The sequence below is a fragment of the Actinoplanes siamensis genome (assembly GCF_016862395.1).
Classification (GTDB): domain Bacteria; phylum Actinomycetota; class Actinomycetes; order Mycobacteriales; family Micromonosporaceae; genus Actinoplanes; species Actinoplanes siamensis.
This window is the reverse complement of record NZ_BOMW01000054.1, coordinates 1-22,537: the sequence shown is the minus strand read 5'-3', so window position 1 is coordinate 22,537 and position 22,537 is coordinate 1. Positions and strand designations below refer to the sequence as shown.

At 71.9% G+C, this 22,537-nt stretch carries 19 protein-coding genes; 12 read left to right on the top strand and 7 right to left on the bottom strand.

All coding sequences use genetic code 11. The features are described from left to right. Positions 1-7: 7 nt before the first annotated feature. Positions 8-697 (bottom strand): RibD family protein, encoded by a 690-nt coding sequence (locus tag Asi03nite_RS26585; RefSeq protein WP_203683199.1) that lies wholly within the window; start codon positions 695-697, stop codon positions 8-10. An 83-nt stretch (positions 698-780) separates the two neighbouring features. Here Asi03nite_RS26585 and Asi03nite_RS26580 point away from each other — a divergent pair, with 83 nt between their 5' ends. The 4 genes from Asi03nite_RS26580 to Asi03nite_RS26565 are packed head-to-tail and all read left to right on the top strand — an operon-like array spanning position 781 to position 5,625. Then, positions 781-1,422 carry a GTP cyclohydrolase II gene (locus Asi03nite_RS26580; RefSeq protein WP_203683198.1) on the top strand — a complete coding sequence of 214 codons (642 nt, stop codon included), beginning with the start codon at positions 781-783 and terminating at the stop codon, positions 1,420-1,422. Positions 1,423-1,471: 49 nt separating this feature from the next. After that, complete coding sequence (locus tag Asi03nite_RS26575) at positions 1,472-3,376, top strand: SpoIIE family protein phosphatase (RefSeq protein ID WP_239102938.1); 1,905 nt, start codon at positions 1,472-1,474, stop codon at positions 3,374-3,376. 52 nt (positions 3,377-3,428) lie between these two features. Then, positions 3,429-5,342 (top strand): DNA helicase RecQ, encoded by a 1,914-nt coding sequence (gene recQ / locus Asi03nite_RS26570; RefSeq protein WP_203683196.1) that lies wholly within the window; start codon positions 3,429-3,431, stop codon positions 5,340-5,342. A 16-nt stretch (positions 5,343-5,358) separates the two neighbouring features. Beyond that, positions 5,359-5,625, top strand: coding sequence for a hypothetical protein (locus Asi03nite_RS26565; protein WP_203683195.1), 267 nt, complete (start codon positions 5,359-5,361; stop codon positions 5,623-5,625). Between the two features lie 220 nt (positions 5,626-5,845). Here Asi03nite_RS26565 and Asi03nite_RS26560 read toward each other — a convergent pair whose 3' ends face one another. From Asi03nite_RS26560 to Asi03nite_RS26550, 3 genes are all read right to left on the bottom strand, one after another. After that, positions 5,846-6,256 carry a VOC family protein gene (locus Asi03nite_RS26560; protein ID WP_203683194.1) on the bottom strand — a complete coding sequence of 137 codons (411 nt, stop codon included), beginning with the start codon at positions 6,254-6,256 and terminating at the stop codon, positions 5,846-5,848. A 266-nt stretch (positions 6,257-6,522) separates the two neighbouring features. Continuing rightward, positions 6,523-9,201: a pyruvate, phosphate dikinase gene (ppdK, locus tag Asi03nite_RS26555; RefSeq protein WP_203683193.1), complete on the bottom strand. Its 2,679-nt coding sequence runs from the start codon at positions 9,199-9,201 to the stop codon at positions 6,523-6,525. Between the two features lie 360 nt (positions 9,202-9,561). Further along, on the bottom strand, positions 9,562-10,251 hold the full coding sequence (locus Asi03nite_RS26550; RefSeq protein WP_203683192.1) for a hypothetical protein: 690 nt from the start codon (positions 10,249-10,251) through the stop codon (positions 9,562-9,564). Between the two features lie 239 nt (positions 10,252-10,490). Between Asi03nite_RS26550 and Asi03nite_RS26545 the strand changes: the two genes are divergently transcribed. The 7 genes from Asi03nite_RS26545 (at position 10,491) to Asi03nite_RS26515 (ending at position 18,194) form a co-directional block, all read left to right on the top strand. Further along, the gene (locus Asi03nite_RS26545) at positions 10,491-11,951 is read left to right on the top strand and encodes an FAD-linked oxidase C-terminal domain-containing protein (protein WP_203683191.1); all 1,461 of its coding nucleotides are present in this window, start codon (positions 10,491-10,493) and stop codon (positions 11,949-11,951) included. A gap of 46 nt (positions 11,952-11,997) precedes the next feature. Next, complete coding sequence (locus Asi03nite_RS26540; protein WP_203683190.1) at positions 11,998-13,176, top strand: FAD-binding oxidoreductase; 1,179 nt, start codon at positions 11,998-12,000, stop codon at positions 13,174-13,176. Further along, positions 13,176-14,552, top strand: coding sequence for a (Fe-S)-binding protein (locus Asi03nite_RS26535; protein ID WP_203683189.1), 1,377 nt, complete (start codon positions 13,176-13,178; stop codon positions 14,550-14,552). The genes Asi03nite_RS26540 and Asi03nite_RS26535 overlap by 1 nt, the downstream gene beginning before the upstream one ends. 278 nt (positions 14,553-14,830) lie before the next feature. Then, a complete protein-coding gene (locus Asi03nite_RS26530; protein ID WP_203683188.1) occupies positions 14,831-15,898 on the top strand; it encodes a cellulose binding domain-containing protein in 1,068 nt (355 codons plus the stop codon). Positions 15,899-16,385: 487 nt separating this feature from the next. Next, positions 16,386-16,661, top strand: a complete 276-nt coding sequence (locus tag Asi03nite_RS26525) for a hypothetical protein (protein WP_203683187.1) — start codon at positions 16,386-16,388, stop codon at positions 16,659-16,661. A gap of 34 nt (positions 16,662-16,695) precedes the next feature. After that, on the top strand, positions 16,696-17,175 hold the full coding sequence (gene smpB, locus Asi03nite_RS26520; protein WP_203683186.1) for an SsrA-binding protein SmpB: 480 nt from the start codon (positions 16,696-16,698) through the stop codon (positions 17,173-17,175). Between the two features lie 11 nt (positions 17,176-17,186). Then, positions 17,187-18,194 (top strand): LLM class flavin-dependent oxidoreductase, encoded by a 1,008-nt coding sequence (locus Asi03nite_RS26515; RefSeq protein WP_203683185.1) that lies wholly within the window; start codon positions 17,187-17,189, stop codon positions 18,192-18,194. 52 nt (positions 18,195-18,246) lie between these two features. Here the strand turns inward: Asi03nite_RS26515 and Asi03nite_RS26510 are convergent, their stop codons facing one another. Together Asi03nite_RS26510 and Asi03nite_RS26505 are read right to left on the bottom strand one after the other, a co-directional pair. Beyond that, positions 18,247-19,404: a sugar ABC transporter substrate-binding protein gene (locus Asi03nite_RS26510; protein WP_203683184.1), complete on the bottom strand. Its 1,158-nt coding sequence runs from the start codon at positions 19,402-19,404 to the stop codon at positions 18,247-18,249. Between the two features lie 263 nt (positions 19,405-19,667). Further along, positions 19,668-21,107 (bottom strand): NAD-dependent succinate-semialdehyde dehydrogenase, encoded by a 1,440-nt coding sequence (locus tag Asi03nite_RS26505; RefSeq protein ID WP_203683183.1) that lies wholly within the window; start codon positions 21,105-21,107, stop codon positions 19,668-19,670. Here Asi03nite_RS26505 and Asi03nite_RS26500 point away from each other — a divergent pair. Beyond that, positions 21,080-22,093 (top strand): NAD(P)-dependent oxidoreductase, encoded by a 1,014-nt coding sequence (locus Asi03nite_RS26500; protein WP_307834030.1) that lies wholly within the window; start codon positions 21,080-21,082, stop codon positions 22,091-22,093. The genes Asi03nite_RS26505 and Asi03nite_RS26500 overlap by 28 nt on opposite strands. Here the strand turns inward: Asi03nite_RS26500 and Asi03nite_RS26495 are convergent. Further along, positions 22,059-22,517: an NUDIX hydrolase gene (locus Asi03nite_RS26495; RefSeq protein WP_203683229.1), complete on the bottom strand. Its 459-nt coding sequence runs from the start codon at positions 22,515-22,517 to the stop codon at positions 22,059-22,061. The two genes, Asi03nite_RS26500 and Asi03nite_RS26495, sit on opposite strands and share 35 nt — an antisense overlap. Positions 22,518-22,537: the final 20 nt, after the last annotated feature.

Genomic DNA, 22,537 nt, shown 5'->3' with positions numbered 1-22,537 from the left:
CCAGCCGTCAGTCCTCGAATCGGTCGGAGAGCGCGTAGCGCAGCAGCACCACGTCGCCGATCTGGCGGACCTCCGCCAGCCGGGCCCGGTTCTTCGGCCCGGCCGGGAAGTCCCCGTCGTGCACGAAGCGCGGCGCCCGCGAGTCGCCGACGAAGAACGGCGCGACCACCAGCTGCAGCTCGTCCGCGAGATCGCGGGTGAGGAACTGGGTGTGCATGGTGCCGCCGCCCTCGACCATCAGCCGGCGCACCCCGCGCGCGGCCAGGTCCGCCGAGACCAGGTGCACGTCGACCGGGTCGCCCCCGTCGACGACGGTGGCCACCTCGCCGATCCGTTCCCGGGCCGCCGCCACCGCCGGCGTGGGGCAGTACACCAGCTTCTCCGGGGTGCCGGCGGTGAAGAACGCCGCCGCCGGGTCGAGATCGCAGCGGCTGGTCACTGTCACCTTGACCGGGCTCTCCGGCACGCCCCGGGCGACCCGGTCGGCCCGGCGCAGCGCCGAGCGCACCAGCAGGCGGGGGTTGTCCTGCCGGATCGTGGCCGCCCCGACCAGGATGGCGTCGCAGCCGGCGCGCACCTCGTCGACGCGGTCGAAGTCCGCGTCGTTGGACAGGAGCAGGCGCTCCTGCGTGGTGTCGTCGAGATAACCGTCGATCGACATGCCACAACTCAACAAGGTGTACGGACGCTCAGCCATCGTGCGTCCACGATAATCCGCGGTGTACGGCAGCCGATCTTCGGGCAGAGCTTCCGCCACCGGCGTCACAACGAGGAGGACCCATGTTGAAGGCCACCGTCCGACGGCAGGTGACCGTGCCGCTGCGGTTTTCCGACGGATACGTCACCACCGCTCAGGTGATGACCTTCGATGGGCTCGCCGACGGCCGCGAGCATCTGGCGCTGGGCCTGGGCGACTGGCGGCGGGCGCTGACCAAGTCGGCGGCCGGCGGCCGGGCGCCACTGGTCCGTCCGCACAGCGAGTGCCTGACCGGCGACGTGTTCGGCAGCCAGCGCTGCGACTGCGGGCCGCAGCTGCGCGAGGCCGCCGAGCGGATCACCGAGCAGGGCGGGTTCCTGCTCTACCTGCGCCAGGAGGGCCGGGGCATCGGGCTCTACGCCAAACTGGACGCGTACGCCCTGCAGGACGACGGCCTGGACACCTACGAGGCGAACGTGGCGCTGGGCCGGGGCGAAGACGAGCGGGACTACACGGTGGCCGCGCAGATGCTGCTGGCCGTCGGCGCCGACCGGATCCGGCTGCTCAGCAACAATCCGGACAAGTGCCACCAGCTGGACGGGCTGGGCATCGAGGTGACCCAGCGGATCCCGACCGGGGTGCACGTGTCCGCGGCGAACGTCCGCTACCTGCGCGCCAAGGCCTCGCACACCGCGCACACCATCGAACTGCCCCTGGCCGAGTGACCCGGGTTCCGCCTCGCGGGGTTTCCGGCACGATGGCATGGTGACGGGCGTGAACATTCCGGAGACGGGCGACCTGGACGCGATGCTGACCGCGGTCGACCAGCTGCCGTTCATCGTGGCCGTCTTCGAGGGGCCGCAACTGCTGCTGGTCGGCGCGAACGCGGCGACCCGGGCGGTGCTGCCCGGGCGGGAGGTGATCGGCCGCCCCTGCCGGGAGGTGCTGTCCGACCTGGCCGGGCAGCAGTTCGTGGACGCCTACTTCGAGGTGTACCGGACCGGCGAGCCGATCACCGGCCGGCAGTGGCGGGCACATCTGGACCAGCCGGACGGCTCGGTGCACGAGATGTTCGCCACGTTCACCATCGTGCCGTGGCGCGACCCGGACGGCTCGGTGCGCGGGGTGGTCGGCGCCGCGTTCGACGTGACCGAGATGGCCCGTACCCGGCAGGCCGCCGAGGCCGAGGCGGCCCGGCTGCGGCGGCGTTACGACAAGAGCCGCGACGTGATCACCGAGCTGCAGCGCGAGCTGCTGCCGCCCGGGCTGCCGGTGCTGCCCGGGCTGCAGGTGGCGGCCAGCTACCTGCTGGCCGACGAGGACACCGCGGCCGGTGGGGACTGGTTCGACGCGGTGGCCCGGCCGGACGGGCGGATCGCGCTGGTCGTCGGCGACGTGGTCGGGCACGGCATCACCGCCTCCGGGGTGATGGGCCAGCTGCGCGCGGTGCTGCAGGAACGCCTGGACTCACAGGCCACGCCGACCGAGGCGCTGGCGGCCGCGGACCGGTTCGCCGGCCGGGTACGGGCGGCGCACGCGACGACGGTGTGCCTGGCGGTGCTCGATCCGGGCACCGGGGAGTTGACGTACTGCACGGCCGGTCATCCGCCGCCGCTCGTGGTCGGCGCGGACGGGTCGGCCCGGTTCCTGCCGGCGACCGGGGCCACGCCGCTGGGCACCGGCGGGATGTTCCCGGTGCGCACGGACCGTCTGCGGCTGGGCGATCTGCTGCTGCTCTACAGCGACGGCATCCTGGAGCGGCCGCTCGCCGGTCCGGCGCCGGCCGCCGAACTGGCGCGGGTGGCCGCGGACGCGGCGGCCGGGCGGGCGCTGCGGGAGAGCGGGACGACAGCGGTCGAGCGCGTCTGCGGGCAGGCCGTCGAGCTTCTGGTGCGGGCCGGCGGGCACGCCGACGACATCACGCTGCTCGCGGCTCAGCGGGTCGCCGCCGTACCGGAGCTGGTCCTGGAGATGCCGGCCCGGCCGGGCGGTCTGCGCTCGGCCCGCGCCCGGCTGGGCGACTGGCTCGGCGCGCTCGGCGCGTCGGAGCAGGACGTGTTCGTGCTGCAGCACGCCCTCGGCGAGCTGGCCACCAACGCGATCGAACATGCCAGGAGCCAGGACCCGATTGTGGTACGGGCGGTGCTGACGCCCGCCGGACGGGTCGAGGCGAGCGTGTCCGACCGCGGCGGATGGCGCGCCCCGCGGCGGCAGCCGGTCCGCGGCCGGGGTCTGGCGCTGACCGCCCAGCTGGTGGAGAGCCTGCGCGTGGAGCCGGGCGAGCACGGGACGGTGGCCACCGTCCGGCATCCGCTCAGCCGGCCGGCCCGGCTGCTGTCCCGCTTCGACGACGCGCCTGCCGCATCGGGTGACGCGCCGGAGATGTCGATCTCGGAGTTCCCCGGGGGCGACGAGGCGCACGTCCGGGTGGCCGGGCCGGTGGACGCCACGTCGGCCGCCCGGATGCGGCAGGAGCTGCTGCGGCGTAGCCGCGGCGGGACCGTGCCGATGACCGCCGACCTGACCGGGGTGACCCATCTGGCCAGCGCGGGGGTGTCGGCGCTGTACCAGATCGCCGAGCACCACCACGAGCAGAAGGCGCCGCTGACGCTGATCGCGTCCCCCGGTAGCCCCGCACGGCAGATCCTGGACCTGGTCGGGCTGCCGGTCACCCCTTAGGGTGGTGCACAGGGCTGGGCAGAATGTCGGTCCGGCTCTCTACTATCGCTGGGTGACTTCCGCTCCCCCGATCCCTGTGTCCGACGCCGTCGACGCGCTCAACCGCGTCTTCGGCTATCCGGAGTTCCGCGGGCAGCAGCGCGACATCGTCGAGCACGTGATCGGCGGCGGCGACGCGCTGGTGCTGATGCCCACCGGCGGCGGCAAGTCGCTGTGCTATCAGATTCCGGCGCTGGTCCGGCCCGGCACCGGCGTGGTGATCTCCCCGCTCATCGCGCTCATGCAGGACCAGGTCGAGGCCCTGCGCACGCTCGGCGTCCGGGCCGGCTTCCTGAACTCGACGCAGGACTTCGAGGAGCGGCGCCTGGTCGAGGCCGAGTTCGCCGGCGGCGAGCTGGACCTGCTCTACGTCGCGCCCGAGGGCCTCGGCACGCCCGGGGTGCAGCGGCTGCTCGACCGCGGCAAGATCTCGCTGTTCGCCATCGACGAGGCGCACTGCGTGTCGCAGTGGGGCCACGACTTCCGGCCGGACTACCTGACGCTGTCGATGCTGCACGAGCGCTGGCCGGACGTGCCGCGCATCGCGCTGACCGCGACCGCCACCACGGCCACCCGCGACGAGATCGCCCGCCGGCTGCGGCTCACCGAGGCGCGGCACTTCACCGCCAGCTTCGACCGGCCGAACATCCAGTATCGGATCGTCGCGAAGAACGATCCCAAGAAGCAGCTGCTGGAGCTGCTGCGCACCGAGCACCCCGGCGACGCCGGCATCGTCTACTGCCTGTCCCGGGCCTCGGTGGAGAAACACGCGGAGTACCTGTCCGCCCACGGAATCCCCGCGCTGCCGTACCACGCGGGTCTCGACGCGCGTACCCGCGCCACCAACCAGGCCCGCTTCCTCCGCGAGGACGGCCTCGTGATGGTCGCCACGATCGCGTTCGGGATGGGCATCGACAAGCCCGATGTGCGCTTCGTCGCCCACCTCGACCTGCCCAAGTCCGTCGAGGGTTACTACCAGGAGACCGGCCGCGCCGGCCGGGACGGGCTGCCGTCGACCGCCTGGCTGGCGTATGGGCTGCAGGACGTGGTCCAGCTGCGCAAGATGATCGACAGTTCGGAGGGCGACGCCGCCTTCCGCCGCAACGCCGCCGCGCACCTCGACGCCATGCTCGCCCTGTGCGAGACGGTGTCCTGCCGCCGCGCGCAGCTCCTGGCGTATTTCGATCAGGAGGCGCCGGCCGCCTCCTGCGACAACTGCGACACCTGCCTGACCCCGCCGGAGTCGTGGGACGGCACGGTGCCGGCACAGAAGCTGCTCTCCACGGTGCTGCGCCTGCAGCGGGAACGCAACCAGAAGTTCGGCGCCGGCCAGTCGATAGACATCCTGCTCGGCAAGCGCACGGAGAAGGTGATCCAGTTCCGCCACGACGAGCTGACCGTCTTCGGCATCGGCACCGACCTGCGCGAGGCGGAGTGGCGCGGGGTGGTCCGGCAGCTGCTGGCCGGCGGCTACCTGGCGGTCGAGGGCGAGTACGGCACGCTCGTCCTGACCGACCGCAGCGCTTCCGCCCTGCGCGGCGAGGTCACCCTGATGATGCGCCGCGAGGTCGCGGTCCAGCGGTCCCGCTCGTCCACCCGTTCCCCGTCCTCGTCGCCGTCCGCCCGCACCCCGGCCCCCGACCTGGCCGACTTCCCGGCCGAGGCGGCGTCGCGGTTCGAGCGGCTCCGCGCGTGGCGGGCGTCGATCGCCAAGCAGCAGGGCATCCCGCCCTACGTCATCTTCCACGACAAGACGCTGCGTGCGATCGCCACGCTGGCGCCGTCCTCGTTGGACCAGCTGGGCACGGTGAGTGGCGTCGGCCAGAGCAAACTCGCCAAGTTCGGCGACGACGTCCTGGCGGTGATCCGTGGGGAGGACCCCGGCGCCGAGGACCCGGCCGACGAGGAACCCACCGAGGAGCAGTGACGAATAGCCTGACCCGATGGACATCGACGAGGCCGATCAGCGACGGATGGCCGTGATCGCGGCGAACGAGGCGACCACCAGCTTCGAGTGGGAGCACGGGCTCGGCGAGGTGGTCTCCGCCCTGGTCGGCGCCGGGATCGCCATCCGAAGCCTGCGGGAGAGCGACGAGCTGCCCTGGCCGCGCTGGCCACAGATGCTCCCCGCCGGCAACGGCTTCTGGCGCCTGCCGGACAACCAGCCACGACTCCCGATGTTCTACGCCCTCCTCGGAGAGAAGGCGTAGGCTCGGCCGCCCGGTTCCGCGGGAGCGTCTGCGGGGGAAACCGGGTCGGAGCGGCCGGGGTCGCAGCCGGCGAGGCAGCCCGGCACCCGGCGGCCCGGCAGGTTCCGGACCATCGTGCGACCGGGCCCGCGCGCACGCGGCCCACCGGCTGGTACAGCCCAGCACGCGGCAACCCGGCCGGCGCGGCCGGGCCGGGCCGGTGCGCGCGGCGGTGGAGGCGTTACTGGCCTGCAGTGACGTTCACCATCCACGGCACGCCGAACCTGTCGACCAACTGGCCGAACTCGTCACCCCACATCTGCTTCTCGAAGGGGACGTGGACGGTCCCGCCGTCGGCCAGCTTGTCCCAGAACTCGCGCAGGTTGTCCTCGGCGCCGCCGCTGATGCTGACCGTGTTGGTGTTGCCCGGGGTGAACGGCATGCCGGGCGCGGTGTCCGACGCCATCAGCGTGTAACCCTGCGGCGTCTCCAGCATCGCGTGCATCACCTTGTCCCTGATCGACTCGTCCGGGGCGCCGAACTCGCCGAACGTGCTGATCCGCAGGTCGCCGCCGAAGATCGACCGGTAGGTCTCCATGGCCTCGCGGGCGTTTCCGTCGAACGTCAGGTACGGGTTGAGTCGGGACGTCATCACAGGCTCCCTCGCTGTCGAACGCTGTCCCCCGGCACGCTAGACGCACCCCCTGACAATTTCCGCCGCGCCGCCGCGCCACCACCCGGACGAGCACCTCGGGCCGGACCGGCTCCACTGTGGCCGCCCGCCGATGACCTCGGCCAGGTGTCATGGAACTCCACCGCCGGCGCCGCGCCCTCCGGCCACCTGGTGTGCCGCGCGACGAGGACCTGCCTGCCCGGGATCGACGGGGCGTTCGCCGCCGCCGATCCCGGACAGCTGGGTCAACGGTGGTCCGAGCCCTCCGACTCGATCGCCGCGCGGCCGGCCTCCAGCCGGGCGATCGGCACGCGGAACGGTGAGCAGGACACGTAGTCCAGGCCGACGTCGTGGAAGAAGTGCACCGAGTCCGGGTCGCCGCCGTGCTCTCCGCAGACGCCCAGTTTCAGGCCCGGCCGGGTGGCGCGCCCCTCCTCCGCGGCGATCCGCACCAGCCGGCCGACGCCCTCGGTGTCGATCGACTCGAACGGGCTGATCCCGAAGATGCCCAGTTCCAGGTAGCGCCAGAAGAACGCGCCCTCCACGTCGTCCCGGGAGAACCCCCAGCCCATCTGGGTGAGGTCGTTGGTGCCGAAGGAGAAGAACTCCGCGGCCTCGGCGATCTGGCCGGCGGTCAGCGCGGCGCGCGGCACCTCGATCATGGTGCCGATCACGACTCGTACGCCGCTCTCCCCGGTCACCTCGGCGATGATCTTCTCGGCCTCCGCCCGTACCGTCTCCAGTTCCTGCACCGCGCCGACCAGCGGCACCATGATCTCCGGTCGCGGGTTGCCGCCCTCGGCGGCGAGCGCGACGGCCGCTTCCACGATGGCTCGCACCTGCATCGCGAAAAGACCGGGAATGACCAGACCGAGGCGTACGCCGCGCAGGCCCAGCATCGGGTTCTGCTCGTGCATCCGGCGGACCGCGGCCAGCATCCGCTCGTCGTGCTCGACCCGCTGGCCGTGCTCGTGCGCGACGGCTACCTTGACCGCCAGCTCCTCCAGGGACGGCAGGAACTCGTGCAGCGGCGGGTCGATCAGCCGGATCGTCACCGGCAGGCCGTTCATCTCCCGCAGGATCTCCAGGAAGTCGGCCCGCTGCAGCGGCCGCAACGCCGCCAGGGCGTCGTCGCGGTCCGCCTCGGTGCGCGCCAGGATCAGCCGTTCCACCAGCTCCCGGCGGTCGCCGAGGAACATGTGCTCGGTCCGGCACAACCCGATGCCCTGCGCGCCGAAGCGCCGCGCCCGGGCCGCGTCGGCGCCGGTGTCCGCGTTGGTGCGCACGTTGAGGCGGCGCTTCTCGTCGGCGTGCGTGAGGATCCGGTGCACCGCGGCGACCAGCGGGTCGTTGGCCCGCTCCGGGTCCAGGTCGCCCTCGAAGTACTGCACCACCTCGCTCGGGCGCACCGGCACCTCGCCGGGGTAGACCCGGCCGGTGGTGCCGTCGACGGAGATGACGTCGCCCTCGCGGATCGTTCGTGAGCCGATCGTGAGGGAGTCCGGCCCGACGGTCATCTCGTCGGCGCCGCAGACGCAGGTCTTGCCCATCCCGCGGGCGACCACCGCGGCGTGCGAGGTCTTGCCGCCGCGGCTGGTCAGGATGCCCCGCGCCGCGATCATGCCGGGCAGGTCGTCGGGGTTGGTCTCGCGCCGGACCAGGATCACCGGCCGGCCCTGCGCGGACACCTCGACAGCGCGCTGCGAGGTGAAGACGACTTCGCCGTACGCCGCGCCGGGTGACGCGCCGACGCCACGGGTGAGCGGGACCGGGTCGCCGGACAGGTCGAAGCGCGGGAACATCAGCTGGGCGAGCTGGCTGCCGGTGACCCGGGTGAGCGCCTCGTCCAGGTCGATCACGCCCTCGTCGACCAGCTGCGCGGCGATGGTGAACGCGGCGGCCGCGGTGCGCTTGCCGACCCGGGTCTGCAGCATCCACAGTTTGCCGCGCTCGATGGTGAACTCGATGTCGCAGAGGTCGCGGTAGTGGCCCTCCAGCGTGGCCATGATCCGCAGCAGCTCGTCGTAGCTGCGCTTGTCCAGCTTCTCCAGCTCGGCGAGGGCCAGGGTGTTGCGGATGCCCGCGACGACGTCCTCGCCCTGCGCGTTGGCCAGGTAGTCGCCGTAGACGCCCGGCTCGCCGCTGGCCGGGTCGCGGGTGAACGCGACGCCGGTGCCGGAGTCGTTGCCCAGGTTGCCGAAGACCATGGCGACCACGTTGACCGCGGTGCCCAGGTCGGCCGGGATGCGCTCCTGGCGGCGGTAGAGCACGGCGCGGTCGGCGTTCCAGGACCGGAAGACCGCCTCGACGGCCAGGTCGAGCTGCTCGCGCGGATCCTGTGGGAACTCGTGCCCGGTGTGTTCGACGAACACTTTCTTGTACGCGGTGACCAGCGCCTTCAGGTCGTCCGCGTCGAGCTGGACGTCGTCCTCGACGCCCTTGGCCGCCTTCGCCTCGTGCAGCGCGTCCTCGAACGCGGCGCCGGGCACGTCGCACACGGTCTTGCCGAACATCTGGATCAGCCGGCGGTAGGAGTCCCAGGCGAACCGGTCGTTGCCGCCGGCCTGCCGGGACAGGCCGGCCACCGACGCGTCGGTCAGCCCGACGTTGAGGACGGTCTCCATCATGCCGGGCATCGAGAACCTGGCGCCGGACCGCACCGACACCAGCAACGGGTCGTCGGAGTCGCCGAGCCGGCGGCCGATCGTCTGCTCCAGAGTGGCCAGGTGCGCATCGATCTCACCGGCCAGCTCGTCGGCGTGCCGGCCGTCGCGCAGGTACCGCCGGCACGCCTCGGTGGTGATGGTGAAACCGGGAGGGACGGGGAGGCCGAGGTTCGTCATCTCCGCGAGATTGGCGCCCTTGCCACCCAGCAGGTCTTTGAGGTCCTTGTTGCCTTCGTGGAAGTCGTAGACGAACTTCATGCCGCACCTACCTCCGCCTAAGAATCCGCGGCCGAATAGGTTCAGTGCCCCGGAATTCGTAAGGCTAAGCACGGTTACGGCGAATAGTTAACAGTGCCGTGGCTTTTTCCACACCGGCGTGAGGACGCGTGCCCGGATCGCGCTCTCTTCGCGCAGTTACGCGCACCGCGCGTTCGACGAACTGTCGGTCATCAATTGATCACTGATCTGAGGTATGGTTGAGCGGCGCTCAAGGACGGCTGCCGGGGCTGGTCACCGGCGCCTGAAGTGGTGCGGAAAATAAGGGCGCCGCTGCGAATTCCACGGGGGAAGAACTCGCAACGGCGCACCGCGAACATTAGACCACCCGCGACCGGCTGTCTATCCCACCCGCTGGACGACCGTGCCGACCAGCCTCTTCCAGTCCGTCTCGAAGCCGGCGGCCGCCTCGGACCTGTTCAGCTGATAGATCGCGTAGGTGTCCACCAGCACCACGTTGCGCGTGGTCAGCACGGCCACCGCGGTGTCCGCCGTGCCGGGGTGCTTCGCCTCGTACTTCTTGTGGCGGACGAGCACGAACCCGGACCAGCCGCTCTCGTTGAGCTCACGCACCTCGACCGTCTCGTCGTAGGCCGGCTCGGACTTGTCCGAGGTGACAGTGGCCGGCACGGAGACCGCGGGCGCGCACCCGTCGGCCACCGCGCGCAGCAGCGACTGCCCGGCCTTGGCCGCCTTCTCGTCCGGGTAGACCAAGGCGAGCTGCTCCAGGGTCTGCGCGCCGGTCTGCCCCTCGTCGGCGAACGACGAGGAGACCGTGTCGGCCCCGGGCGGTGGGGGCGGCGGCGTGGACGTGCCGCCGCAGAAGCTCACCATCTGCTGCGGATCGGCGCTGGTCTCGGGCGCGGCCCAGGTCGGGCCGATCTCGGCGGCCTGCAGGAACGCGCCGCGCATGGTGGTCACGTCGATCCGGCCGGCGTCCGGCTTGTCGTCGTCCGAGCTGCAGCCGGCCACCGCGAACGCGGCGAGAGCAGCGGCGACGGCGAGCCGGAGCGGTCTGGCGGTCACGAGCATCGGGCCATCTTGGCAGACTCCCGCCCCCGGGCGGAAAGCCTGTCCACGGGATCGACGCGGTGTGATCCCGCGCCCACCCACGGCTGCGGAGCGCCGGACGGCGGCGCCTCGCCGGACCACGTTCCGGCTCGGGGCGCCGCTGCCCACAGCGACCGGTTTTCCACAGGCCGTGAGTTGGCCGTCGCGCTTCGCGCCGATCGCCGATAGCGTGGTGGCAGGCGTCAACGAGGAGGCCCGCGATGACCAGCATCGATGCATTGGCGGCTCGGCTGAGGGCCGAGATCGGTCCGCGGCGGGTGCTCACCGACCGGCAGGAGCTGCGCACCTACGAGTGCGACGGCCTCGCCCACTACAAGGTCATCCCCGCGCTGGTCGCCCTCCCGGGCACCGCCGACCAGGTCGCCGCTGTGGTCCGGGCGTGCGCGGAGACCGGCACGCCGTTCGTCGCGCGCGGCTCCGGCACCGGCCTCTCCGGCGGCGCCCTCCCGCACGCCGACGGGGTGCTGATCGTGACCTCGCAGCTGCGCGAGATCGTCGAGGTCCGGCCCGAGGACGAGCGCGCCGTGGTCCAGCCCGGTGTGATCAACCTGCAGGTCACCAAGGCCGCCGCCCCGCACGGTTACTACTACGCTCCCGACCCGTCCAGCCAGCAGATCTGCTCGATCGGCGGCAACGTCGCGGAGAACTCGGGCGGGGCCCACTGCCTGAAGTACGGCTTCACCACCAACCACGTGACCGGCCTCGAGGTGGTCACGCCGGACGGCGAACGGATCCGGCTGGGCGGCCCGGCGCCCGATGCTCCGGGATACGACCTGCTCGGCGCGTTCGTCGGCTCGGAGGGCACGCTGGGGGTGGCCACCGAGGTCACCGTCAAGCTGACCCGCCTGCCCGAGACGGTCCGCACCCTGCTGGCCGGCTTCCGCTCCACCGACCAGGCCGGCGCGGCAACCTCGGCGATCATCGCGGCCGGCGTGGTCCCGGCCGCTGTGGAGATGATGGACGTGCTGGCCATCGAGGCCGCCGAGGCGGCGGTGGGGTGCGGCTATCCGGCCGGCGCCGGCGCGGTGCTGATCGTCGAGCTGGACGGCCCGGCGGCCGAGGTGGAGGCGCAGTTCGCCGAGGTGAGCGCGCTCTGCGAGGCGAACGGCGCGTTCGAGACCCGGATCGCGGCCGACGACGAGGAGCGGGCGCTGATCTGGCGCGGGCGCAAGTCGGCGTTCGCCGCGGTCGGGCGGATCAGCCCCGACTACATCGTCCAGGACGGGGTGATCCCGCGGACCGCGCTGCCGTCGGTGCTGCGGCGCATCGGCGAGGTGGCCGCCGAGCACGGGATCCGGGTGGCCAACGTGTTCCACGCCGGCGACGGGAACCTGCACCCCCTGGTGCTCTTCGACGACGCGGTGCCGGGCGAGTCGGCACGCGCCGAGACGGTGTCCGGGGCGATCCTGGACCTGTGCATCGAGCACGGCGGATCGATCACCGGCGAGCACGGGGTCGGGGTCGACAAGGCGAGATACCTGCCGCGGATGTTCAGCGACGACGACCTGGACACCATGCAGCTGGTGCGGTGCGCCTTCGACCCGGACGGGATAGCCAACCCGGGCAAGGTCTTCCCGACGCCACGTCTGTGCGGGGAGCGGCCGGCGCGGCGGCGGGGCGCCCACCCGCTGCAGGAGTCCGGCGTCGCGGAGGTCTTCTGATGACCGCCTCGCTCTCCTGGGCGACCGCCCGGCGCGGGAGGCTCTGATGGGTGTGCTCGACGAGCTGACCCGCCCGGCCGGTGACGCCGATGTGGTCTGCGGGGTGCCGGCCCGGCTGGTCGCGGCGCCGCGCGACACCGCGGAGGCGGCCGCGCTGATCAAGGCCGCCCAGGGCCGGTCCGTGGTGATCCGGGGCGGCGGCACCAAGCTGGACTGGGGGCCGCCACCCCGCTCGCTGGATCTGATCATCGACACGCGGCGGCTGGCCGGGGTGGTCGAGCACGCCGCCGGCGACCTGATCACTGTGGTCCGGGCCGGCACGCCCATGGCGGACCTGCACGGCCTGCCCGGTCAGCAACTGGCGCTGGACGCGCCGGCCACGGCGACGGCCGGCGGCACGGTCGCGACGAACGCCTCCGGGCCCCGGCGCCTGCGTTACGGCACGGCACGGGACCTGCTGATCGGCATCACCGTGGTCCGGCCGGACGGGACGGTCACCCGGGCGGGCGGCCGGGTGGTGAAGAACGTCGCGGGGTACGACCTGGGCAAGCTCTACACCGGCGCCTTCGGCACCCTCGGGCTGATCACCGAGTGCGTCTTCCGCCTGCATCCGGTGCCGGCCGCCACCGCCTTCGTCCGGGCGACAACCCCGCCCCTGCACGCCGCCAAGGTGCTGGCCGGCCAGTTCGCGGCCAGCGCTCTGGAGGTCAGCGCCGCGCCGGGCGCCGAGCCCGAGTTGGCCGTGTTGCTGGAGGGTACGCCGGCCGGGGTCCGCGAGCGCGCCGCGACCGTGGCCAGGCTGCTCGGCGGCCGGGTCGGCGAGCGGCCGCCGGAGTGGTGGGATGTGCCGCCCTGGTCCCCCGGCGACGTCGGCGTCAAGCTGACCGGCACGTTGTCGCAGGTCCCGGCGTTGCTGGCGACCGCTGTCGGAGCCGGCGCCACGGTCCGCGGCTCGGCCGGCGCCGGGGTGCTGTACGCGGGCTTCCCGGCTGGCCCGGACGCCGCCCCGGACGGCGCCGTGGGGGCCGGCCGGGCGGTCGAGCTGCTGCGGGCGGCAGCGGTCCGGGCCGGCGGGCACGCGGTGGTGCTGACCGCGCCGGCCGGGGTGCGGGAGACCCTGGACATGTGGGGACCGGTGTCCGGGCTGGCGTTGATGCGCCGGGTCAAGGAGCAGTTCGACCCGGATCACCGGTTCGCCCCGGGCCGTTTCGTGGGAGGTATCTGATGGCCGACCTGGACGCCACCCGGGGCGCCGGGCCGACGCCTCCGGACGCGCTGCGAGCCGCGGAGCACGGGAGCGGCGCATTCGACGATCGGCACCCGCCGCGCGCCGACCTGGTGTCGGACTGTGTGCACTGCGGGTTCTGCCTGACCACCTGTCCGACCTATGTGCTCTGGGGCGAGGAGATGGACTCGCCGCGCGGACGGATCCACCTGATCGCGCAGGGGCTCGAGGGTGAGCCGCTCAGCGAGTCGATGGTCAGCCACTTCGACAGGTGTCTCGGCTGCATGGCGTGCGTGAGCGCGTGCCCGTCCGGGGTGCGGTACGACCGCCTGATCGAGGACACCCGCGCGCAGGTGGAGCGGCGGCATCCGCGCGACACCCGGGACCGGGCTCTACGGGCGGCGATCTTCGCGGTGTTCCCGTATCCGCGGCGGCTGCGCCTGTTGCGGGGGCCGCTGTGGGCGTACCGGAAATCGGGTCTGCGCGCGCTCCTACGCCGCACCGGACTGCTGGACCGGCTCGCGCCCACCCTGGCCACCCTGGACTCGCTCGCGCCGCGGGTGCGCGGCGTGCCGCGCCCGCCGCGGCGGGTCGCCGCCCGGGGCCCCCGGCGCGCGGTGGTGGGGATGCTCACCGGATGTGTGCAGTCCGCGTTCTTCCCGGACGTCAACTCCGCGACCGTGCGCGTCCTCGCCGCCGAGGGCTGTGAGGTTCTGATCCCTTCCGGTCAGGGCTGTTGCGGGGCGTTGAGCGTGCACAACGGTCGCCGCGCCGAGGCCGAGGGGTTCGCGCGGCGGCTGATCGACACGTTCGAGCAGACCGGGATGGACCGTTTCGTGGTGAACGCCGCCGGGTGCGGCTCGTCGCTGAAGGAGTACGGCGAGCTGCTCGCCGACGATCCGGTGTATGCGTCGCGGGCGGCCGCGTTCGCCGCGAAGGTGCGTGACCTGGCGGAACTGCTCGCCGAGCTCGGCCCGGTCGCGGAACGGCACCCGCTGCCGGTCACCGTGGCCTATCACGACGCCTGTCATCTCGGCCATGCCCAAGGCATCCGAGCGCAGCCGCGGGCGCTGCTGCGCGGCATCCCGGGACTGGAGCTGCGGGAGATCGCCGAGGCGGAAATCTGCTGCGGGTCGGCCGGCGTGTGGAACGTGCTGAATCCCGGCCCGGCTGCGGAGCTCGGCGACCGCAAGGCCGCCGCGGTCCTGGACACCGGGGCGTCGTTGCTGGTCACCGCGAATCCGGGCTGCCTCATGCAGGTCGCCGCGGCGGTCCGGCGGCGGGGCGGGGAGATCGCGCTGGCACACACCGCTCAGGTGCTGGACGCTTCGCTCCGCAACCTCGGCCTCGCCGCCCTCACCGACCGCCCGGCTTGACCCGGCGCCGGCCCAGCCCTTCCCGTCCGGCCCTCTTTCCCCGGCCTGACCGTGTCCGGCCCTCTTTCCCCGGCCTGACCGTGTCCGGCACAGCGCTCCTCGCGCGGCCTGATCCGCGCCCGCCCGGCAGCCCCCGCCTCGTCGCCGCCTTCGCCCTGCCCGGCTCCACATCCCGCACAGCGGGCCCCTCGTGGTCGGGTCGGCGACAGCGACTACCCATCGAAGTCAATGTATGTTATGGGAGCGCTCCCAACACTCCCTCGAAGGAGGCGAATCCCATGCACCGACGAAAGCCGGCCGTCCTCGCCAGCGTCTGCGCACTCCTCACCGGCTTCCTCTTCACCACTGCCACCAGGGCGAACGCGGCCGCCGGATGCTCCGTGAAGTACACCGTCGCAAGCCAGTGGCCGGGCGGCTTCGGCGCCGCTGTCGACATCACGAACCTCGGCGACCCGGTCAGCTCGTGGTCACTGTCGTTCACGCTCGCCGGCGGCCAGAGCATCACCCAGCTGTGGAACGGCTCGGTCACCCAGTCCGGCTCCGCGGTCACCGTCCGCAACGCGGCCTGGAACGGCGCGATCGCCACCGGCGGCAAGGCGTCGTTCGGCTTCAACGGCTCGTCGACCGGCTCGACCCCGGCGCCGGCCGCTTTCGCCCTCAACGGCGTGGCCTGCACCGGAGGCACGACGAATCCGAGCAGCCCGAGCAGCCCGACGCCGTCGGCCAGCACCCCGGCGACCCGGAAGACCAGGATCATGGCGCTCGGCGACTCGATCACCGGCTCCCCCGGCTGCTGGCGCGCCCTGCTCTGGCAGAAACTGCCAGCCGACCGGGTCGACTTCGTCGGCACCCTGCCCGGTCAGGGCTGCGGCTTCCCCTACGACGGCGAGAACGAGGGACACGGCGGCTACCTGGTCACCAACGTGGCCGGTCAGAACCTGCTGGCCGGCTGGCTCGCCACCACCGACCCGGACGTCGTGCTGATGCACTTCGGCACCAACGACGTGTGGAGCAACCTGCCCACGTCGACGATTCTCTCCGCCTACACCACGCTGGTCGGCCAGATGCGGGCCAGCAACCCGACCATGCGGATCCTGGTCGCGCAGATCATCCCGATGAACCCGGCCACCTGCGCCGAGTGCGCCCAGCGCGCCGTCAATCTGAACGCCGCCATCCCGGCCTGGGCGGCGGGCTTGAGCACCACCGCGTCGCCGATCACCGTGGTCGATCAGTGGTCCGGCTTCGACACGGCCACGGATACGTACGACGGCGTACACCCGAATGACGCCGGGAACGCGAAGATCGCCAACCGCTGGTATCCCGCGGTCGCGGCCGCCATCTCCTGATCACCGGGCCCGGCCTTCCCGGCCGGGACCGGCCCACCCGGCCGGCACCCGGGCGGCAGCCCGGCCCACTACGACAGACGCCGGTCCGCGCGGCTCAGTCCGCTCCGGGAAGCGGCTGGCCCTCAGCGGTGTCTCGCCACCCGCGAAGCACCTCTGGTGGCCAGCCGGCTCCCACCAGCCAGCGCCGAGCGGTGTCTCACGCACCGCGGGACACCTTTGACTGCCGGCCCGCACGGGCCAGCAGGGCGGCGCGGGCGTGGGGCGCAGACGGCCGGGTGGCGGCGACCCTCAGGACGGTCAGGGCCGCGCGGCCGGGGAGCGGCGGCGACGGCGCGTGGTGGCGCAAGCGGGGCAGCGCAAGCACGCGGGCAGCGCAAGCACGCGGGGCGGCGGGTAGGTGAAACATCGATCGGAATCCCGGGCGTGGCGGGGGATGGATAGGTCAGGGGCAGTGTGTGCCATACCCCGTAAGGGCATAATCATCCGGGTGACCAATTGGGAGTATGCGCGGTTGGAGTACCGCTCGGCCGGCACGCTGGGCACCGACCGGTTCATGGACTGGACAGCGACGTTCCATCACCCGGGCGGGGTGCTGCGCTGGGGCACCGACGAGCGCTTCGACGATCTGCGCCATCTGAACCGGGCGGGGGCGGCCGGCTGGCAGGCCTACGACCGCGCGGTGATCCATGTGAAGGACGAGCCGCACCGGCTGAGCAGCGTCACGTACTCGATGCGCCGCCCGATCCCGGTCGAGGGCGTCTGACCGGCTCCACCCGCCGCTTGGCTAGTCTCTCCTGGTGGCCAAGGAGACCGGGACCAAGCTGATCGCCTCGAACAAGAAGGCTCGTCACGACTACGCGATCCTGAGGACCTACGAGGCGGGGCTGGTGCTGGCCGGCACCGAGGTGAAGTCGCTGCGCCTGGGCCGCGCGTCGCTGGTCGACGCGTTCGCCCAGGAGCACGAGGGCGAGATCATGCTGTACGGGCTGCACATCGCGGAGTACGGCTTCGGCAGCTGGACCAACCACGCCCCGCGCCGCACCCGGAAGCTGCTGTTGCACAAGACCGAGATCGTCAAGATCCTGAACACGCTGCGGGACGGCACCGGCCTGACCCTGGTGCCGCTCTCGATGTACTTCAAGGACGGCTGGGTCAAGGTCGAGCTGGGGATCGCGCGCGGCCTCAAGTCCTGGGACAAACGGCAGGTGCTGGCCGAGCGGGACGCCAAGAAGGAGATCGCCCGGGAGATGGGACGACGTCTCAAGGGCCGCCGATAGACTCCTTGATCATGAAGTTCGGTCTGGACACGTTCGGCGACGTCACCGCTGACACCCCGTACGCCCACGTCATCCGCAACGTGGTGGAGCAGGCCGTGCTGGCCGACCGCCTCGGCGTCGACGCCTTCGGCATCGGCGAGCACCACCGCGACGACTTCGCGATCTCGTCGCCCGAGATCGTCCTGGCGGCCATCGCCGCCCGGACCGAGCGGATCTCGGTGGGCACTGCCGTCACGGTGCTCAGTTCCGACGATCCGGTACGCGTGTACGAGCGTTTCGCCACGCTGGACGCCGTCTCGAACGGCCGGGCGGAGATCATCCTGGGCCGTGGCTCGTTCACCGAGTCGTTCCCGCTGTTCGGCTACGACCTCGGCGACTACGACCGGCTCTTCGAGGAGAAGACCGAGCTGATGGCCGAGCTGCTCAAGGAGAAGCCGGTCACCTGGTCCGGCACGGTGCGCCCGCCGCTGACGAACCAGGACGTGTTCCCGAAGACCGAGTCGGGCCGGATCACCACCTGGATCGGGGTGGGCGGCAGCCCGGAGTCGGTGGTCCGCGCGGCGGGGTACGGCCTGCCGCTGGTCCTGGCGATCATCGGGGGCGAGCCGGCCCGCTTCGCGCCGTACGTCGATCTCTACCACCGTGCTCTCAAGGAGTTCGGCAACCAGACGCAGCCGATCGCGGTGCATTGCCCCGGCTTCGTGGCCGGCACCGACCAGGAGGCGGCCGACCTGCTCTGGCCGCACGCCCGGCGGATGCTGGACCGGCTCGGCCGTGAGCGCGGCTGGCCGGCGATGACCAGGGCCCGCTTCGAGGCCGACATCGCGGACGGCGCCTGGCACGTCGGCTCCCCGGAGACCGTGGCGCAGAAGATCGCCGCGACGGTGAAGGCGCTCGGCATCCAGCGGTTCGACCTGAAGTTCGCCCACGGCACGCTGCCGCACGAGCACCTGATGAACACCATCGAGCTGTACGGCACCCGGGTGATCCCACGGGTCCGCGAGATCCTCGGCGAATAAAAGGGCGAGGGCCGGCTGGACAGCCGGCCCTCGCCTCCGATCAGCCCCCGGGTCAGCCGGCCGAGTCGGCGCCCGTGGCGGCGAGGCCGTACTGCTGGCACTTGGCCAGGTACTTCGCGGTGCAGATCTCCTTGGTGGTGACGAAGCCGTCCTTCACCACGGCGGCCATCATGTTCTCCGCGGTGACCGGGATCGGGTCGAGCAGCTCGGCCGCGATGTAGGCGCCCGACTCCGGGTCCTTGACCTTGTCCCTGGGGTTCCTCTTCTGCCCCTTGACCAGCGCGATCGCCAGCTGGGCGGCCGCGTCGGCCTCCTTCTTGGTGGGCTTGTAGACGGTCATGCACTGGTCGCCGGCGAGGATGTTCTGCAGACCCTGCACGGTGGCGTCCTGACCGGTGACCGGGACCTTGCCGTTCAGCTTGTTCTTCTTCAGCACCTCGATCGCGGCGTTGCCGAGACCGTCGTTGGCCGACAGCACACCGGTGATGTCCGGCCACTGCTTCAGCATCTGCGTGAAGATCTCTTTGCCCTCGTTGTTGTCCCACTTCGGGACGAACTGGTCGGGACCCTTGATGTACTCGGAGTTGTCGTACTTCGGCTGCAGGATCGAGTCGTAGCCGTCCTTGAACAGCTTGGCGTTGTTGTCCGTGGACGAGCCGTTCAGCTCGGCGATCACCGGCTTGGTGACGTTGCGCTCCTGCAGGCACTGGGCCAGGCCCTGTGCCTGGAGCACCCCGACCTTCTCGTTGTTGAAGCTGACGTAGTAGTCGGCGCCGCCGTTGAGGGTGAGCCGGTCGTAGTCGATGACCGGCACCTTCTTGGCCTTGGCCAGGTCGATGACGAACTTGCCGCTGACCGAGTCCAGGTTCGCGATCAGCAGCACCTTGATCCCGCTGTCCAGCATCGCCTTGGCGATGCCCTTGAACGCCTCCGGGTCGTTCTCGGCGTTCTGGATCTCGACCGGCACGTTCGCCGCTTTGAAGGCCTGCTTCAGGTACTTCGGGTCGTCGTTGCTCCACCGGGTGGAGCTCTGCGTGTCGGGCAGCACCACGCCGACGCCGCCCTTGCCCTCGCCCGAGGAGGTCGCCGTCGAATGGATGCCCGAACCGCTGTCGCCGGAGTCACCGTCGTCCGAGCCGCCGTCACAGGCCGTGAGGGTGACCGACGTCATCAGGCCGGCAGCGGCAAGCGCGATCAGTGCCTTGCGCATGGCAGTTGAAGTCCTCTCAGGGGTCGATCCCGACCTGCGTGGGGGGTGCCGGGAAGCCCGCCAAGTATCGGCCAGGGCGCCTCGGCCGCAACATCGGGTGTAGGCCTGAGTGCAAGATTATTCACTTGGCTCGGTGTCACCGGCAAGGCATCACCCACGGTATTGACGACTTCCTTTGTCCGAAACCGCACATTCGGGCGCGGACCCTGCCGCCGGGCGGGGGGAATGGCTGGTCAGGACCGAGCCGTTCCCCCGCCGGTGAGCTACCAGTTCACCGCGATGTACTTGGACTCCAGGTACTCCAGCAGGCCCTCGTGGCCGCCCTCCCGGCCGATCCCGCTCTGCTTGACGCCGCCGAACGGGGCGGCCGGGTCGCTGACCAGGCCGCGGTTCAGGCCGACCATGCCGGCCTCGATCTTCTCGCTGACCCGCAGCCCGCGGGCCAGGTCGCCGGTGTAGACGTAGGCGACCAGGCCGTACTCGGTGTCGTTGGCCAGCCGGACGGCCTCGTCCTCGCCGGTGAACGTGACGATCGGCGCGACCGGGCCGAAAATCTCCTCACGCAGGATGGCGGAGTCCGGGTCGACGCCGGTGAGCACGGTCGGCGGGTAGTAGAAGCCCGGCCCGTCCGGGCGGCTGCCACCGGTCACCGCTGACGCGCCGGCCTCCAGCGCACCTTTCACCAGCGCGTCCACCTTCGCCACGGTGTCCTCGTTGACCAGCGGCCCGACCTGCGTCTTCTCGTCCGTGCCCGGCCCGACCACCAGCTCCGACATGCGCTGGGCCAGCCGCCTGGCGAACTCGGTGGCGATGCTCGCCTCGACGAAGAACCGGTTCGCCGCGGTGCACGCCTCGCCGCCGTTGCGCATCTTGGCCAGCATCGCGCCCTCGATCGCGGCGTCCAGGTCGGCGTCGCCGAAGACGATGAACGGCGCGTTGCCGCCCAGCTCCATCGACGTGTTCACGACGTTCTCCGCGGCCTGGGCCAGCAGGATCCGGCCCACCTCCGTGGAACCGGTGAACGACAGCTTGCGGACCCGGGCGTCGCGCAGCATCGCCGAGACCACCTTGCCGGAGCTGCGCGAGGGCAGCACGTTCACCACGCCCTCGGGCACGCCGGCCTCGGCCAGGATGGCGGCCATGGCCAGCGCGGTCAGCGGGGTGTCGCTGGCCGGCTTGAGGATCACGGTGCAGCCGGCGGCCAGCGCCGGACCGATCTTGCGGGTGGCCATCGCGGCCGGGAAGTTCCACGGCGTGACGAGCACGCAGACCCCGACCGGCTGCCGTACCACCAGGATCTTGTTGGCGCCGGACGGCGCCGTCGCCACCAGGCCCTCGCCGCGCACCGCCTCCTCGGCGAACCAGCGGAAGAACTCGGCCGCGTAGGTCACCTCGCCCTTCGCGTCGACCAGCGCCTTGCCGTTCTCCAGACTGATCATCTTGGCCAGGTCGTCGGCCCGTTCGGTCATCAGCTCGAACGCCTTGCGGAGCACCTCGCCGCGGGTCCGCGGCGGCGTCGCGGCCCAGCCCGGACCCGCGGCGGCCGCCGCGTCCACCGCGGCGATCGCGTCGGCCTCACCGCCGTCGGCGACCGAGGCGACGGTGTCCCCGGTCGCCGGGTCGAGCACGTCGAACCGGTTCCCCGAGGACGCGGCCACCCACTTGCCGCCGATGAATAGTTCCGTCTCCACTACTGCCTCCATCAAGCTCCATCAAGGTCCGGTTACGCCCCCAGCATTCTCCGGATCACCGCGTCGCGCCACGCTTCCCGGATTGGCTCCTCCCGCAGAGGCCGGCGGCGTCTAGCGTGAGCCGGGTGACTGTGGGATTTCTCGGGCTCGGCGTGATGGGTCGGCCGATGGCGCTGAACCTGGTCCGGGCCGGGACCGGCCTGATCGTGTGGAACCGCTCGCCGGCCGCGAGCGACGCGCTGCGCGCCGCCGGGGCCACCGTCGCCGGCAGCGTGCCCGAGGTGTTCGCCGAGGCCGACACGGTGCTGATGATGCTGGCCGACGACCGGGTCGCCGACCAGGTGCTGGCCCGCGACAGCGCCGGGTTCGCCGGGATGGTCGCCGGGCGGACGCTGGTGCACATGGGCACCACCGCCCCGGTCTGGTCCCAGGGGCTGGCCGAGCAGGTCCGCGACGCCGGGGGCCGCTACGTCGAGGCGCCTGTCTCGGGTTCCCGGGTGCCCGCCGAGAACGCCGAACTGGTCGTGATGCTGGCCGGCGACGACCCGGACCTGGACCGGGTGGCGCCGCTGCTGCGCCCGATGTGCCGGGACGTGGTGCGCTGCGGCCCGGTTCCGAACGGGCTGCTGATGAAGCTGTCCGTGAACACTTTCCTGATCAGCCTGGTCACCGGGCTGGCCGAGGCGTTCCACTTCGCGCAGCGGCACCACCTGGCCCCGGGCACGCTGCTGGCCGCGCTGGACGCCGGGCCGATGGCCAGCCAGGTCTCCCGGATCAAGGGCCGCAAGCTGCTCGACCGGGACTTCGCGGTGCAGGCCTCGATCCGGGACGTGCTCTACAACAACCGTCTGGTGGTCGAGGCCGCCGAGGCGGCCGGGATCTCCTCCCCGCTGCTGGACACCTGCCTGGAGCTGTACGCGGAGACCTCCGCCGCCGGGCACGCCGCCGAGGACATGGCCGCGGTCATCCGGGCGCTGGAGTCGCGAACCGCGCGATGACGGCGGCCAGGGCCGGCGGTTCCAGCGGGTCGGGCAGCCGCGACAAGTCGCCGGGCCGGACCCAGGAATGACCGAGCAGTTCCGCTTTCTCGTACGGCAGCAGACCGTCCCGCGCGACGACCGGCTCCGCCACCGGGTACCACGCGGCGAAGAACTGCTCGGCGCCCACGAAGTGCCGGCCCTTCCACACGGTGTCCCGCTCGACCAGCAGGAACCCGGGCGCGATGGCGTCCGGGTCGAGGCCGGTCTCCTCGGTGAGCTCGCGCCGCGCGGCCTCCAGCGGCGTCTCCCCCGGGTCGATGCCGCCGCCCGGCGGCTCCCAGAGGCGGTGCCCGTCGTGCGGGTCCCGCCAGTTCAGCAGCAGGACCCGGCCAGCCGCGTCGAAGCAGAGGATGCGGACCGCCGGACGATGGACGGGTTCCATGATCGGCCTCCCGGTGGGGT